This is a genomic window from Streptomyces sp. (assembly GCF_036566765.1).
Lineage (GTDB): Bacteria > Actinomycetota > Actinomycetes > Streptomycetales > Streptomycetaceae > Streptomyces.
Genome location: NZ_DATCVQ010000388.1, coordinates 13395 through 28424, shown reverse-complemented (window position 1 = coordinate 28424; position 15030 = coordinate 13395). Strand labels below are relative to the sequence as shown.

Here is a 15030-nt window from a genome sequence, read left to right as displayed (position 1 = left end):
AAAAGCTTCGGCCGGAGGTGAATCCTTTCCGGATCTCCCCGCCTCTTGTCTGTGTACCGGCCGAACGGGCCGGCGGAACCGGGAGGAAACACCAATGCTGGTCACTGCCATCGTCGTTGTCGGAGTCCTGCTCGTGGGGGCGTGCAGCTGGCACCTCATGCGGCGCTACAAGAGCCGCAGCTGACCGGCGCCTGCACGACGGGGGCGCCTTCCGGACATGAGGATGTGAGTAGCGCATGAACCAACGCTTCACCTGGCCCGACGAGCGGCTGATCAAGGCCGCTCAGGACGGCGACGTCTCGTCGCTCACGACCGTCGTCATGGAATCGCAGCCTCATGTGCGCAAGTTCGCCAGATCGCTGTGCGCCTCGCCGCAGGACGCGGAGGACGCGGCGCAGGAGGCGCTGATCATCCTCTACCGGAAGATCGGCACCTTGCGGGCCACTGGTGCGCTCGCCTCGTGGATGTTCCGGATCGTGCGCAACGAATGCCTCCGGCAGGTACGGCTGCTCGCCTCGCGGAGCGACGAGGCGTCGGCCGGACCGGAGACGTCCGCGGAACGGTCCGCCGAGGAAGCGGTGCTGCACAGGCTGGAGGTGGAGCGGGTCGCGGCGGCGGTCAGTGCCCTTCCCCGTGACCAGCGGCAGGTCCTGATCATGCGGGACGTCCAGGGCCTGCCGGGCACGACCGTCGCCCATTCGCTCGGTCTGAGCAACGCCGCGATGAAGTCGCGGCTGCACAGAGCACGCGCGGCGCTGCGGGACTCACTGGCAGCGACCGACCAAGCATCCGACCAAGCAACCGATCCAGCCGTCGACCGACCAGTCGGAGGAGACACACTGCCATGAGCACCGTGAACACCGTGAAACCCGAGCAGGGCACGAAGTCCCGGGCCCCCGTGCAGTCCGCGGCGCCCGAGATGAAGTTCGCCAGCAAGTCCGTCCCGCGCCACCTGGCGCGCGGCGTCATCGGCTTCGGGCTGATCATCGGCTCGATCGCCCTGGTGCCCGTCGCCGGCCCGGCCACCCTGCTGGCGGCCCCGTTGGCCCTGATCGCCTTCCGCGGCTGCCCGACGTGCTGGATGGTCGGCCTGGCGCAGACCATCTCCCGCGGCCGTCTGGAGCGCCAGTGCGTGGACGGCGTCTGCATGATCGCCAAGGCCCAACCGACGGCGAAGACCGCGGACTAGGGCTGTCCGACCCTGATCCGCCGGACAGGCCCTAGCTCCAATACCGTCTCTTCCCGGCCACGCGCAAGGCTTCTACCAGGAAATCCTTCGCGACGCACTAGACTGACGGGCTGTTTGGCGTCGGAACGGAACAACCTGGGCAGACCCGGGCTCCGCCGACGACCCGGACGTTGCCGGGAACGAGACGCGAGGTCCGATGGCAGCCACACCCGAGCACGGTGAGATCACTGTGCTCCACGACGGGGACGCGTGGGAGGAGGAGTCCGGCAAGTCCGCCCGGTTCTCCGCCGGGCCCGCCGCCCCGGTGCGCACTCTCGTCGACATCTTCGAGGCGTCCGTACGGGCCTACCCGGACGAGCTCGCCCTGGACGACGGCAGCGCCCGGCTGACCTACCGGGCGCTGGCCGCCGAGGTCGAGGGCCGGCGGCGCGCCCTGGCGGCCGCCGGAGTGGGGCTCGGCGACCGGGTCGGCGTCCGCGTGCCCTCCGGGACCAACGAGCTGTACGCAGCCATCCTCGCCGTACTCGCCGCGGGCGCCGCCTATGTGCCGGTCGACGCCGAGGACCCGGACGAGCGGGCCGAGCTGGTCTTTGGCGAGGCCGGCGTGCGGGCGGTCCTGGGCGCCGGACAGCGGATCGACGTCACCGCCCCCGCCGACGCCGGAGTGTCCGCCACCCGGCCGGGCCCCGAGCACGACGCGTGGATCATCTTCACCTCCGGCTCCACCGGCAAGCCCAAGGGCGTCGCCGTCAGCCACCGCAGCGCCGCCGCGTTCGTGGACGCCGAGGCCGCGCTCTTCCTCGTCGAGGAGCCGATCGGACCCGGCGACCGGGTCATGGCAGGACTCTCCGTCGCCTTCGACGCCTCCTGCGAGGAGATGTGGCTGGCCTGGCGCTACGGCGCCTGCCTCGTGCCCGTCCCCCGGTCCCAGGTGCGCAGTGGCGCCGACCTCGGCCCCTGGCTGGTGGAGCAGGAGATCACCGTGGTCTCCACCGTGCCGACCCTCGCCGCGCTCTGGGAGCCGGAGGCCCTCGACGAGGTCCGGCTGCTGATCTTCGGCGGCGAGGCCTGCCCGCCCGAACTGACCCAGCGCCTCGTCACCGAGGGCCGCGAGGTCTGGAACACGTACGGCCCCACCGAGGCCACCGTCGTCGCCTGCGCCTCCCTCCTGACCGGTGAGGAGCCCATCAGGATCGGTCTCCCGCTGAACGGCTGGGAACTGGCCGTGGTCGACGAGTCCGGCGAGCCGGTGCCGATGGGCGGCAGCGGCCAGCTGGTGATCGGCGGCGTCGGGCTCGCCCGCTACCTCGACCCCGAGAAGGACGCCGAGAAGTACGCCCCGCTGGAATCCCTCGGCTGGGAGCGCGCCTACCGCAGCGGCGACCTCGTACGCGCCGAGCCGGAGGGGCTGGTCTTCCTCGGCCGCGGCGACGAGCAGATCAAGCTCGGCGGCCGCCGCATCGAGCTGGGCGAGGTGGACGCCGCACTGCAGGCCCTGCCCGGCGTCGCCGGCGCGGCCGCCGCCGTCCGCACCGCGCGCAGCGGCAACCAGCTGCTCGTCGGCTACCTCGTCACCCAGGACGGCTGGGACCACGCGGCGGCGGTCGAGCGGCTGCGCGCCGAGCTGCCCGCGGCCCTCGTGCCGCTGCTCGCGCCGGTCGAAGAGCTGCCGACCCGCACCTCCGGCAAGGTGGACCGGGATGCGCTGCCCTGGCCCCTGCCCGAACTGGAGACCACCGGCCCCGCCGAGCAGCTGTACGGCACCGAGGCCTGGCTCGCCGAGCAGTGGAGCGAGACCCTCGGGGTGGCCGTCACCGGCGCCGCCGACGACTTCTTCGCGATCGGCGGCAGCAGCCTCGCCGCCGCCCAGCTCACCACCCGGCTGCGCACCCGCTATCCGAGCGCGGCCGTCGTCGACATCTACCAGCAGCCCACCCTGCGCAAGCTGGCCCGGCGCCTGGAGAAGTCCGTCCAGGACGACGGCGCGGTCCGGACCGTCGCTCCGGTTCCGTTCCGGTCCGGGCTCATCCAGACCGTCCTGCTGCTGCCGCTCTTCACCGTGGTCGGGCTCCGCTGGACGGTGGCACTGCTCGCCCTGGGCAACGTGCTGCACTGGTTCGGGTCCTACCCGTGGGCGCCGAGCGCCTCGTGGTGGCTCGTCGCCGCGGGCGCGGCGCTGCTCTTCAGCCCGCCCGGCCGGCTCGCGATCGCGGCGGGCGGCGCACGTCTGCTGCTGCGCGGGGTGAAGGCGGGACGCCATCCGCGCGGCGGAAGCGTCCACCTGCGGCTGTGGACGGCCGAGCGGCTGGCCGAGTGCGTCGGCGCGACCTCGCTCACCGGATCCTGGCTGGAGCGCTACGCACGGGCGCTCGGCGCCAAGGTCGGCCCCGACGTGGACCTCCACTCGCTGCCGCCGGTCACGGGCATGCTCAAGCTCGGCCGCGGCTGCGCCGTGGAGTCCGAGGTGGACCTCTCCGGCTACTGGCTGGACGGCGACCGGCTGGAGATCGGCCCGGTCAAGGTCGGCGCGGGCGCGGTGGTCGGCACCCGCAGCCTGCTGTTCCCCGGGGCGCGGGTCGGCAAGCGGGCCGAGGTGGCCCCCGGCTCCGCAGTGGCCGGACAGATCCCGACCGGACAGCGCTGGGCCGGAGCGCCCGCGGGCAAGCTCGGCAAGGCCAAGCGGAACTGGCCCAAGGAGCGACCGGCGCGCGGGATCCACTGGCGGGCCACATACGGAGCGACCGGCTTCCTCCTTACGGCCCTGCCCGTGCTCGCCGCCCTGCCCGCCCTGCTGGTCGTGAGCCGCTTCGTGCCCGCCTCCGCCGGGCTCGCCGAGGCGCTGGCGGGGGCTCTGCTCGCCGTGGTGCCCGGGGCGCTCGCCTACGGGTTCGCGTACGCGTCCCTCGTGCTGGTCTCCGTACGGCTGCTCAGCATCGGGCTGCGCACCGGAAGCCATCCGACGCACAGCAGGGTCGGCTGGCAGGCGTGGACCGTCACGCAGCTGATGGACTTGGCGCGCGAGACGCTCTTCCCCCTCTACGCCGGGCTGATCACCCCGGTCTGGCTGCGGCTGCTCGGGATGAAGATCGGCCGGGGCGCGGAGGTGTCCACGGTGCTCGCGCTGCCGAGTCTCACCACCGTCGGCGAGGGCGCGTTCCTCGCCGACGACACCCTGACCGCGCCCTACGAACTGGGCGGCGGCTGGGTGCGGATCGGACACTCCGAGATCGGTCGCCGGGCGTTCCTCGGCAACTCCGGCATGACCGCGCCGGGCCGTACGGTACCGGACGACGGCCTGGTCGGGGTGTTGTCCGCGACGCCGAAGAAGGCCAAGAAGGGCAGCTCTTACCTGGGTCTGCCGCCGGTCAAGCTGCCGCGGTCCGCCGCCGATTCCGACCAGAGCAGGACGTACGACCCGCCCGCGCACCTGCTGTGGGCGCGCGGCCTGGTGGAGCTGTGCCGGCTCGTTCCGGTGTTCTGCTCGGCCGCCCTGGCGGTCCTGACCGTGGCGGCCCTCTGTGCGCTCGCGGCCGGCCTGGGGATCGGGGTCACGGCACTGCTGTCCGGTGCCGTTCTGCTCGCCGCCGGTGCGGCCGCGTGCCTGGTCTCGGTGGCCGCCAAGTGGCTGCTCGTGGGCCGGCACCGCACGGGCGAGCACCCGCTCTGGTCCGGCTTCGTGTGGCGCAACGAACTGGCCGACACCTTCGTCGAGGTGCTGGCCGTGCCGTGGCTGATCGGTGCGGTGCCGGGGACGCCGCTGCTCGCCCTGTGGCTGCGCGGCCTCGGGGCACGGATCGGCCGGGGCGTGTGGTGCGAGAGCTACTGGCTGCCCGAGACGGACCTGGTCGCGCTGGGCGACGCGGTCAGCGTGAACCGGGGCTGTGTGTTGCAGACACACCTCTTCCACGACCGGATCTTGAGGACGGATACTGTGGTCCTCCGCGAGGGCGCCACCCTGGGCCCGGGCGGAATCGTCCTGCCCGGCAGTACGGTCGGGGCCCGCAGCACGCTGGGTCCGGCCTCTCTCGTGATGGCCGGGGAATCGGTCCCCGACGACACCCGCTGGCTGGGCAATCCGATCGAGGCGTGGCGGGCCTGAACGGACCGCACGAGCACAGCACAGGGCAGGGAGCGGGAGCGGCAGTGAGCGGCGAGCGGACAACGGCATCGGACCCGTACTTCCCTGACCACGGCGATGCCCGTTACCGCGTGCATCGGTACGAACTCGCTCTGGAGTACCGTCCCGGCCCCAACCGGCTGGCCGGGACGGCCCGGCTCAGCGCGATCGCCGGACGGGCGCCGCTCACCGAGTTCCACCTCAACCTCTCCGAGTTCAAGATCGGCCGGATCCTCGTGGACGGCCGGGCGCCGCACTACGCCCACCGCGGCGGCAAGCTCCGCGTCCGGCCGGCCAAGCCGCTGCCCGCGGGCGCCGCCTTCACCGTGGAGGTGCACTACGCCGGCAACCCCAAGCCGGTGCGCAGCCCGTGGGGCGGGCTCGGCTGGGAGGAGCTGACCGACGGCGCACTGGTGGCCAGCCAGCCCATCGGCGCGCCCTCCTGGTACCCCTGCAACGACCGGCCCGCCGACAAGGCCTCGTACCAGATCTCGGTCAACACCCCCTCCGCGTACACCGTGGTGGCGGGCGGCCGGCTGCTCACCCGTACGACCAAGGCCAGCACCACCACGTGGGTGTACGAGCAGTCCGCGCCCACCTCCAGCTATCTGGTCGGCCTCTCCGTCGGCATGCAGCAGACGGTGCTCCTCGGGGACCCGGGGCTCGGCGGGGTGCCGCAGAGCGCGCACGTGCCGGCGCATCTCCTGCCCCGCTTCTCCCGTGACTTCGCCCGGCAGCCCGCCATGATGCAGCTGTTCGAGGAGCTCTTCGGGCCGTATCCGTTCGGCGAGTACGCGGTGGTCGTCGCCGACGAGGAGCTGGACGTCCCGGTGGAGGCCCAGGGGCTCTCGCTCTTCGGCGCCAACCATGTCGACGGCGCGCGCGGTTCCGAGCGCCTCGTCGCCCACGAGCTCGCGCACCAGTGGTTCGGCAACAGCGTGACCATCGCCGACTGGCGGCACATCTGGCTGAACGAGGGTCTGGCCAAGTACGCCGAGTGGCTCTGGTCGGAGCGCTCCGGCGGCCGTACCGCGCACGAGCTGGCGACGGCCGCGCACCGGATCCTGGCCGTGCAGCCGCAGGACCTGAAGCTCGCCGACCCCGGGCGCAAGCTGATGTTCGACGACCGCCTGTACGAGCGCGGGGGTCTCACCGTGCACGCCGTCCGCTGCGCCCTGGGCGACGGCGCCTTCTTCCGCATGCTGCGCGACTGGGCCACCGTGCATCGCAACGGCGTGGTGACCACCGCGGGCTTCACCGCCCACGTGGCCCGCTACGCGGACGAGCCGGTGGACGAGCTGTTCGCCGCCTGGTTGTACCGGCCGTCCCTCCCTCCCCTGCCCTCCCCGCACGGCTCCCGGTCGATACCGGAGCGGCCCGCCTACCCGCCCACGAACGGCGCCGCCTGAATGCTCACCGAATCCGGAAAGTGATCCGAAGTGGCCGCAGGCCCGGCTGTCCTGTGGCGTGCAGCACCGCCTCGCCGGGTGCGGCGGCGCGGATGTCCCAGGCGCGGAAGCCCGGATCCCTCTCGTAGGCGACCGGTACGAGGACGATCGCCGTGCCGTCGACGGTGGGGGTGGCCTTTCGCCAAGGGCCCGAGAAGCGCAGCTGGGCAGTGCCGCCGAGGGGCAGGGTGACGGTGCGGCCGGCATCGTCCTGGGTGAGGACGGCCGGGGCGGAGGGCACTGGTGCGGCGCTTGTCGCCGTGGGTGCGGGTGCGAGGGTCGGTGCGGACGTACGGGCGGGCGGGGCCGGACGGTGCGGCGCGGGGTCGTCGGTGCAGGCGGCCGCCGCCGCCCCGAGGAGCAGGGCGACGGCGGCGCGCGGCAGAAGCATCATCCGTGTCATACGAGCGGAATGTTGATGCAGGTGAGGATGGCCGCCTGGGCGTTGAGCTGCTGCCTGGTGGCGTTGGGGTCGAGGCGTACCCTCTCGGCGTTCTGCAGGGCCTCGAGGAAGGGGGTGTCCGCCTTCAGGTCGCTGTCGGTGTCGACGAGTTCGTTCGGCTCGAAGGCTCCGTTGGCGAAGTTGAGCCAGGCGGCGAGCAGTTGACGGTCGAGGGAACGCTTCGGGTCCAGGAGCAGGTTGAGGAACAGGACGTTCGCGGCCTTGTCCTGGGTGGACACGTCGACCTTCTCGGAGAACACCGCGCTCGCGTGCTGGACGATCTTCAGATAGCAGTCCAGCCTCTCCTTCCCGAGCCCGGTGAGGTCGCCGGTCAGGTACTTGACGTACCAGACGTCGGCGAGCAGCGACAGCGGGGCGTTGCCCTGGACGATGACCGGCATCCCGTCCGTCCCCGTACCGCCGTCGTCGTCGCGTGCCGTGGCGGTCAGCTCGTACAGGCAGGGCTTGGTGTACGTGTGGGCCTGGGCGTCCGTCAGGTCGCGCGGCTGGACGCTGGGGCTGCGGGCGGGGTCGGGGTCCGGCGGGTTGACGAGCGAGACGGTCGTGGTGTCCGGTGTCCCGTCGCCCCACGCCCAGCTCATGGTCTCGTCGTCGCTGCCGGGGTCGGTGACCCGGGCGGTGTACCGCTTCTCCTCGCCGGCGTGGACGACGAGCGTCCGTCCGCCCGCGAGGGGCACGGCGTCGGTCTTGTCGATGGCGACCTTCGGGTCGACGTTGGCGACGGTGATCTCGGCCTCGCGGCAGGTGCTGGTGTCGTCGTCGCTGCCGCAGACCTTCACGGTGAAGGCGCCGTTGTCGCCGAAGACGAGTTCGCGGCTGAAGGTGAGGGTGGCGTCGGGACGGTTGTTCTCCAGCTGCCCGGGCAGGGAGACGGGCTTGCCGTCGCCGGGGTCGATGGTGGCGGTGAGCGGGTCGAGCCAGCCCGGGTCGGTGACCGTGCCGGCGACGGTGAGCTTGCCGCCCTCCTCACGCGGGCCCTGGACGGTGAAGGTCACGGTGGGGGCCACGTTGGTGACGGTCACGGTCGCCGTGTCGGTGTCGGCCCCGGCGGCGTTGCCGACGCGCAGGCCGACGGTGTACGTGCCGTCCTGGCCGACCCGGTCGAAGAGCGGGCTGACGCCGGTCGCGTCGTCGTAGGCGCCGTCGCCGTCGAAGTCCCAGCTGTAGCTGCCGCCGCCACCGGGGGCGGTGGAACCGCTCGCGTCGAGCCGTACGTCGGCGCCCTCCTTGGTGGTGTACGGCCCGCCCGCGTCGGCGGTGGGCCGGCAGCTCGCGGGGTAGTCGGTCGCCGGGTTGGCCTGGGTCTGGCTCGGTGAGGTGGCGCTCGCGCCCATGCCCCGGCGGGCGAACACGCCCCACAGCAGGCACTGGTTGGCGCCGCCGTGGTTGGCGCGGTCGGCGGCGAGGATGCCGTCGCGGGCGTCCAGGAAGTCGGGCGTGGACGGCGTCAGCTTCATGCCGTCGACCATCAGCTGCTCGTGCCGCTGCTTTCCGGTGGCGTAGCCGTACGCGCCGACGAGCGCGGTGCGCATGTCCCACATGGCGGTGGCCCAGATCTCGCCGTCGGCGTGCACACTGCAGGTGCCGTCGTCGCAGAGGTCGGCGTAGGTGAGGTGGCTGTTGTTGTACGCGACGCGGCGTATGCCGGTGGCGGCGCGGCCGTTGTTGAACTCGCCGTAGACCGGGTCGTTCCACATCGAGGTGGCGATCGCGTCGCTCCAGCCCTCGCCGAGCGCGCCGGTCTGCTCGCCTTCGCCCATCTCGCCGCCGCCGACGAGCCGGTTGGACAGGCCGTGGCTGTACTCGTGGGCGACGGTGTCGCCGTTCATGGCCCGGTGCATGTTGTGGTTGTCGCAGGAGGTGCGTCCGACGAAGAGCCGCATGCTCGGGTTCTGGCCGTCGGCGGGGGTGCCGAAGTTGGCGTTGCAGGCGGAGGACCCGTTGGCGTCGTAGTCGACGTAGACCTGGACGCGGTCGCTGCCGGCGCCGCCGTTGCCGAGGTTGTCCTCCTGGAAGTTGCCCGACGCCTCGTCGAAGCCGAGCCCGTAGAGGTGGTCGTGCATGCGGTTGGTGTAGTAGAAGGCCTGGGTGACGACCGCGTCCCGGTCGGTGGTGAGGTCGGTGCCGCCGCTGTTGCGGAAGGCGTCCGTGAAGGTGTAGTTGAAGTGCTGGTACGCCGGGTCTCCGGCGGCCGGGGTCTGGGGCTGGTGGCCGAGCGACTCCGGCCTTTCGAGGTCCTGGGAGACCTCGCCGTTGTTGCCGGTGGTGACCCGGCCGGTGATCCAGGAACGGCCCAGGCCGCTGAAGGGGACGGTCGTCGCGCTGCCGAGGGTGGGGTTCTGGTCGGTGAAGACCCGGCCCTCGGGGCCCTCGTTGGTGGTGAGGTCGATGCGCTGGAGGACGCGGCCGGTCCCGGCGTCGACGACGGTGTCGTACAGGTGGTCGTTGTCGGCGGTGAGCGTGGTCCGCCAGGCCGGGCGGGCGGTGCCGTCGGCGAGCGGGAAGGTGACCCTCGTGGCGGTGGCGGCGCCGGACGGGGTGTCGGTGCCGACGGAGGCGGCGGCCCGGTCCAGCGCGGCGCCCTTGTCGAGGGCGACGGTCCCGGCGGCTCGGGCGCCCGGGACGAGGCTGCCGGTGACGGTGAGGATGCGGCCGGCCGCGTCGACGGCGACCGAGAGGCGGGCGCCGTGGATGGGGACGCCCCGGTCGCGCTGGCCGATGAAGACATGCCGTACGCCGTTGTGCTCGGTGCGGTACGACTTGACGACGCCGAGGGCGTTCAGCTCGGCGGCGGAGAGGCCGTAGAGAGCCGCGTGATCGCGGACGTGGTCCAGCGCGAGGGTGCGCGGGTCGGTGGCGCTGGTGGCGGTGAGGGCGTTGCGGCCCTGCGGGGCGATCAGCCTCGGCGTACCGAACCGGCTCCAGCGGATCGCCGTGCCGTCGAGTGCCTGCGCGGCGCGCAGCTGCCCGGCCTTGGGCGGGACGCGCTTGTCACCGCGTACGTCGATGTTCGGGTACGGCCGATCCGGCTGTTCCTGCGCCGCTCGCTGCTGTTTCCCGGGCTGTTCGCCGGCGATGGCGGGCGTCGGTGCGACCGTGACCGCGGGCAGTGCGAGCAGAACCGCTCCGATGAGCAGTGATCGTGCGCGCTTCGATAAGTGCGTGGGTGGCAACGTTCTCTCCCCCGTCCGTTGGCTTCCTGACTGCGGACCGGGGACACGGTACGTGCGCATGACAAGCCAGCGAAAGGGGGCACGCCGCTCCGCCTGGACGACCGACTCCTCCCTGGAGGCGGCTGCTTCGCGAGCAGTGCAGCGGCCCGCGGTCCAGACAGTCCGTCGGGGCCGGGGGTTTGGCAACCCCCGGCCCCGACGGTCGCGGTCAGGAGTCGGTGAGTTCGCTGCGGACGGTCCTGGCGGCGGTGACCAGGTTCTCCAGGGAGGCGCGGGTCTCGGGCCAGCCGCGGGTCTTCAGGCCGCAGTCGGGGTTGACCCAGAGGCGATCGGCGGGGATGGCCTTCAGTCCGGTACGGAGCAGGTCGGCGGCCTCCTCGGCGCTCGGGACGCGCGGGGAGTGGATGTCCCAGACGCCGGGGCCGGCCTCGCGCGGGTAGCCGTGGGCGGCGAGTTCGTGGGCGACCTGCATGTGGGAGCGGGCGGCCTCCAGGCTGATGACGTCGGCGTCGAGGTCGTCGATGGCCTGGACGATGTCGCCGAACTCGGCGTAGCACATGTGCGTGTGGACCTGGGTGTCCGGCCGCACCCCGCCGGTCGTGAGGCGGAACGCCTCCGTCGCCCACGCCAGGTAGCCCGGATGGTCGGCGGCGCGCAGCGGCAGCGTCTCCCGCAGCGCGGGCTCGTCGACCTGGATGACCGAAGTGCCCGCCGCCTCAAGGTCGTTCACCTCGTCGCGCAGGGCGAGGGCGACCTGGCGTGCGGTGTCGGCGAGGGGCTGGTCGTCGCGGACGAAGGACCAGGCGAGCATGGTGACCGGGCCGGTGAGCATGCCCTTGACCGGCTTGCCGGTGAGGGACTGGGCGTACGTCGTCCAGCGCACGGTCATCGGCGCGGGCCGGGAGATGTCCCCCGCCAGGATCGGCGGCCGGACGTAGCGGGTGCCGTACGACTGGACCCAGCCGTGCTGGGTGGCCAGGTACCCGGTGAGCTGCTCGGCGAAGTACTGCACCATGTCGTTGCGTTCGGGCTCGCCGTGGACCAGGACGTCGATCCCGGTCTTCTCCTGGTACGCGATCACCTCCTGGATCTCCGCCCTGATCCGCTCCTCGTACCCGTCGGCGTCGATCCGGCCGGCCCGCAGATCGGCGCGGGCGGTGCGCAGTTCGGGGGTCTGCGGGAAGGAGCCGATGGTGGTGGTCGGCAGCAGCGGCAGGCCCAGGTGGGCGCGCTGGGCGGCGGCCCGCTCGGCGTACGGCTGGGCGCGGCGGGTGTCGGACTCGATGACGGCGGCGGCGCGGGCCCGCACCGCCGGGTCGCGGGTGATCGGTGAGGCGGTACGGGAGGCGAGGGCGGCCCGGTTGACGGACAGTTCGCCGGAGATGACTCCCGTGCCGCCCCTCAGGCCCCTGGCGAGCGTGACGATCTCGGCCGACTTCTGCCGGGCGAAGGAGAGCCAGCGCAGGATCTGCGGGTCGATGTCCCGTTCCGGGGCCGTGTCGAGCGGCACATGGAGGAGGGAGCAGGAGGCCGACACGTCGACCCTTTCGGCCAGGCCGAGGAGGGTGCCGAGGGTGGCGAGGGACTTCTCCAGGTCGTTGATCCAGATGTTGCGGCCGTCGACCACCCCCGCGACGAGGCGCTTGCCCGGCAGGCCGCCGACGGCTGCGAGCGCGTCGAGGTTGGCCGCGGCCCGTCCGGTGAAGTCGAGCGCGAGCCCTTCGACCGGCGCCTTGGCCAGGACGGGCAGGGCGTCGCCGAGCCGGTCGAAGTAGGAGGCGACCAGCAGCTGCGGCCGGTCGGTGAGCGCGCCGAGGTCGCGGTAGGCGCGGGCGGCGGCGTTCAGTTCGGCCGGGGTGCGGTCCTGGACCAGAGCAGGTTCGTCGAGCTGGACCCACTCCGCGCCGGCGGCACGCAGGTCCGCCAGGACCTCCGCGTACACCGGGAGCAGCCGGTCGAGCAGGGTCAGCGGATCGAAACCGGGGGCCACGCCCGGGGCCGACTTGGCCAGCAGCAGATAGGTGACGGGTCCGACCAGAACGGGCCGGGCCGCGAGGCCGAGTGCAAGCGCCTCCCGTAGCTCGGCGACCTGCTTGGCGGAGTCGGCCGCGAACACCGTGCCCGGCCCCAACTCCGGTACCAGGTAGTGGTAGTTGGTGTCGAACCACTTCGTCATCTCCAGAGGAGCGACGTCCTGCGTGCCGCGCGCCATCGCGAAGTAGCCCGCGAGGGCGTCGGTCGCGACGGCCTCGCGGTGGCGTTCGGGAACGGCGCCGACCATGACGGTGGTGTCGAGGACGTGGTCGTAGTACGAGAAGTCGCCGGTGGGCACCTCGTCGATGCCGACCGCGGCGAGCCGGCGCCAGTTCGCGGCGCGCAGGTCGGTGGCCGTGGCGCGGAGGGCGTCGGCGGTGACGCGGCCCTTCCAGTAGCCCTCGATCGCCTTCTTCAGTTCCCGGTCGCCACCCTGGCGGGGGTAGCCGTACACAGTGGCCTGTGCTGCCGCGGCTGCGGACTTCGTGGTCACGGAGATCTCCTTCGCGAGATGAATCCCTGAGATCCCGGCGACGGGACGAGAGCGCGAAGGGGCGACGACCGGACGGCCGACCGAGCGCGGTCGTCCGACTGGTGTGTACGCCGACCCGCCCTCGAGGTCACCGGAATGTCCGCGCGCGGAATCGTCCGCGTGCGGGCAACGGGCAGGTCTTCGGACTCGCGGGCACGTCACTCCTCGTGGAGGACACCTACTGGCCGTCGCTTCCCGGACCCTCCCGGATCCAGTGCGTATGACGGCGGTCGTTCCCGCTCACCGCTGCGGGGCAGTCCCGGATTCCCACCGGGTTCCCTCTTACGACGCATCCCGCCTGGCGGACGGGGCGAACCAGCTGCACCGCCAGCCTACGGCAAGGAGTGAATCCATCGGCCTCCCGGGTGAATCCGCCGCCGTCCTTGCGATGAGTTCTGGCTCCGCCGCCGGTCTACCCTGCAAACCCATCGTCCCGAAGGAGCGGCAGATGACCGACACGACGATTCTCGACCTCGGACCGCAAGCCACCGTCGTGGCCCGTCTCGTGGCGGGAGTCCCGGACGCGCGGCTCGCCGACGGGACGCCGTGCCCCAAGTACTCGGTCGGCGAACTGCTGGCCCACCTCGCCGGCCTCGCCGTCGCCTTCCGCGACGCCGGCCGCAAGGACCTGGGCCCCACGACGGACACGGCCGGCGACGTCGTGCCTTCCCTCCCCGAAGGCTGGCGCGAGGAACTGCCCCGGGTCCTCGACGAACTGGCCGAAGCCTGGCGGGATCCGGAAGCCTGGACCGGCATGACCCGCGCGGGTGGCGTGGACCTGCCGGGCGACATCGCGGGTCTGGTGGCGGTCGACGAACTGGTGATCCACGGCTGGGACCTGGCCCGGGCCACCGGCCAGGACTACGCACCCGATGAGGCCGCGCTGCAGGCCGCGCATGCGTTCCTGCTGGCCTCCGCCGAGGAGGAGGACCGCGGCGACGGCATCTTCGGACCCGTCGTACCCGTCCCGGACGACGCCCCGCTGCTGGACCGGGCAGCCGGCCTGAGCGGGCGCGACCCGGGCTGGACGCCCCCGGTGACCCCGTGACGTAGGCCGCCGCCGGGCGGCCACTGCGGCATACGTCCCGGCCGCCCGGGCGGCGGCTGTCGTCGCTCGCCTGTTGCGTTCAGGACGAGATCTTGGGGTGCGCCTCGAAGAACTCCCAGATGAGATCGGTCGCATGGACGCCGGTCGCGGTGTCGCCCATCGTCTGGTCCTTGCTGCCAGGCCACTTGTGGCCCATGGCCGGGAGGCGGTACGTCAGGAACTCCGACTTGTCGCGGCATTTCGCCGGCGTTCGCGTGGCGTCCCCCTTCACCTTCTCGGGTCGTCCCGCTGTGCAACCCCGGCGTTCCGTCCAGGACTTGATGCCCTGCTCGAAGTCCTTGTGGTAACCGTCGGCGCCTCCGACGAATGTGGCCACGGACACCGGGGCCTTCGGCATGTACGTGGGACTCTGCGCGGCGGCGCCGATGTAGCCGCCGCTGACCGGGGCGATCGCGGCCAGCGTGCCCGGGAGCTCCACGGCGAGTTTGAAGGACATGTCCGCGCCGTTGGAAATACCGGTGGCGTAGATGCGCCGGGGGTCGGCTTTCCACGTGTCGACGAGGCGCTTCGTCATCGCGCCGATGAAGCCGACGTCGTCCTCGCCGCCGCAGCAGATGAGGGCGTTGTACGCCTGATCCATTCCGTTCGGATAGGCGACGAGGAAGCCCTCCTTGTCGGCCTTGGCGTTGAAGCCGGTCAGCTCGGCGGCGTACGCGCCGTCGGCCGGGTAAGGGTGCATGACGACGACCAGGGGGAGTTGCTTGCTCGGCGTGTAGCCGGGCGGCGCGTGGACCGCATAGACGCGCTGCTCGCCTTTCCAGGTCATGGTGACCGTCTGATCGCCGGGGCGTGGCGCCTCGTCGCGCTGCTGCGTGGCCGAAGGCTTTGGCGGCTTCTCCGTTCCCGGTCCGCTTCCCGTGCCGTCGTCGTCCGTGTTCGTGCTGCAGCCGGCCAGAGGGAACAGCAGGGCCAGGGCGGCGAGCCGTAAAAGGGGTATCCGCATGGGGGACCTTTCCGTTCTTGAAT

Annotated in this window: 9 protein-coding genes and 1 riboswitch; of the genes, 5 read left to right on the top strand and 4 right to left on the bottom strand. The window is 72.2% G+C overall.

The genetic code is table 11. The features are described 5' to 3' along the window. Window positions 1-236: 236 nt before the first annotated feature. The 4 genes from VIU94_RS22760 to VIU94_RS22745 all read left to right on the top strand — a co-directional run bounded on the left by VIU94_RS22760 (window position 237) and on the right by VIU94_RS22745 (window position 6715). The gene (locus tag VIU94_RS22760) at window positions 237-848 is read left to right on the top strand and encodes an RNA polymerase sigma factor (protein ID WP_331913710.1); all 612 of its coding nucleotides are present in this window, start codon (window positions 237-239) and stop codon (window positions 846-848) included. Further along, on the top strand, window positions 845-1189 hold the full coding sequence (locus VIU94_RS22755; protein ID WP_331913709.1) for a hypothetical protein: 345 nt from the start codon (window positions 845-847) through the stop codon (window positions 1187-1189). Before VIU94_RS22760 ends, VIU94_RS22755 begins: the two co-directional genes overlap by 4 nt. Before the next feature lie 196 nt (window positions 1190-1385). Continuing rightward, window positions 1386-5288, top strand: a complete 3903-nt coding sequence (locus VIU94_RS22750; protein ID WP_331913708.1) for a Pls/PosA family non-ribosomal peptide synthetase — start codon at window positions 1386-1388, stop codon at window positions 5286-5288. A 44-nt stretch (window positions 5289-5332) separates the two neighbouring features. Continuing rightward, window positions 5333-6715: a M1 family metallopeptidase gene (locus VIU94_RS22745; RefSeq protein ID WP_331913707.1), complete on the top strand. Its 1383-nt coding sequence runs from the start codon at window positions 5333-5335 to the stop codon at window positions 6713-6715. A gap of 4 nt (window positions 6716-6719) precedes the next feature. Here the strand turns inward: VIU94_RS22745 and VIU94_RS22740 are convergent, their stop codons facing one another. The 3 genes from VIU94_RS22740 to metE form a co-directional block, all read right to left on the bottom strand. Further along, window positions 6720-7145, bottom strand: coding sequence for a hypothetical protein (locus tag VIU94_RS22740; protein WP_331913706.1), 426 nt, complete (start codon window positions 7143-7145; stop codon window positions 6720-6722). A gap of 8 nt (window positions 7146-7153) precedes the next feature. Further along, a complete protein-coding gene (locus VIU94_RS22735; RefSeq protein ID WP_331913705.1) occupies window positions 7154-10390 on the bottom strand; it encodes a M36 family metallopeptidase in 3237 nt (1078 codons plus the stop codon). A gap of 208 nt (window positions 10391-10598) precedes the next feature. Next, a complete protein-coding gene (gene metE / locus VIU94_RS22730) occupies window positions 10599-12917 on the bottom strand; it encodes a 5-methyltetrahydropteroyltriglutamate--homocysteine S-methyltransferase (protein WP_331913704.1) in 2319 nt (772 codons plus the stop codon). A gap of 154 nt (window positions 12918-13071) precedes the next feature. Next, a riboswitch (cobalamin riboswitch) is annotated at window positions 13072-13291 on the bottom strand. A 113-nt stretch (window positions 13292-13404) separates the two neighbouring features. Between metE and VIU94_RS22725 the strand changes: the two genes are divergently transcribed. After that, on the top strand, window positions 13405-14004 hold the full coding sequence (locus VIU94_RS22725) for a TIGR03086 family metal-binding protein (protein ID WP_331913703.1): 600 nt from the start codon (window positions 13405-13407) through the stop codon (window positions 14002-14004). Between the two features lie 79 nt (window positions 14005-14083). Here VIU94_RS22725 and VIU94_RS22720 read toward each other — a convergent pair whose 3' ends face one another. After that, window positions 14084-15007: a CE1 family esterase gene (locus VIU94_RS22720; RefSeq protein WP_331913702.1), complete on the bottom strand. Its 924-nt coding sequence runs from the start codon at window positions 15005-15007 to the stop codon at window positions 14084-14086. Between the last annotated feature and the right edge of the window lie 23 nt (window positions 15008-15030).

What these genes read in the sequence shown, in the direction of transcription:
- VIU94_RS22720 (WP_331913702.1), bottom strand. Translation starts at nt 15,007, where the DNA reads ATGCGGATACCCCTTTTACGGCTCGCCGCCCTGGCCCTGCTGTTCCCT.
- VIU94_RS22760 (WP_331913710.1), top strand. Translation starts at nt 237, where the DNA reads ATGAACCAACGCTTCACCTGGCCCGACGAGCGGCTGATCAAGGCCGCT.
- VIU94_RS22750 (WP_331913708.1), top strand. Translation starts at nt 1,386, where the DNA reads ATGGCAGCCACACCCGAGCACGGTGAGATCACTGTGCTCCACGACGGG.
- VIU94_RS22725 (WP_331913703.1), top strand. Translation starts at nt 13,405, where the DNA reads ATGACCGACACGACGATTCTCGACCTCGGACCGCAAGCCACCGTCGTG.
- VIU94_RS22755 (WP_331913709.1), top strand. Translation starts at nt 845, where the DNA reads ATGAGCACCGTGAACACCGTGAAACCCGAGCAGGGCACGAAGTCCCGG.
- VIU94_RS22740 (WP_331913706.1), bottom strand. Translation starts at nt 7,145, where the DNA reads ATGCTTCTGCCGCGCGCCGCCGTCGCCCTGCTCCTCGGGGCGGCGGCG.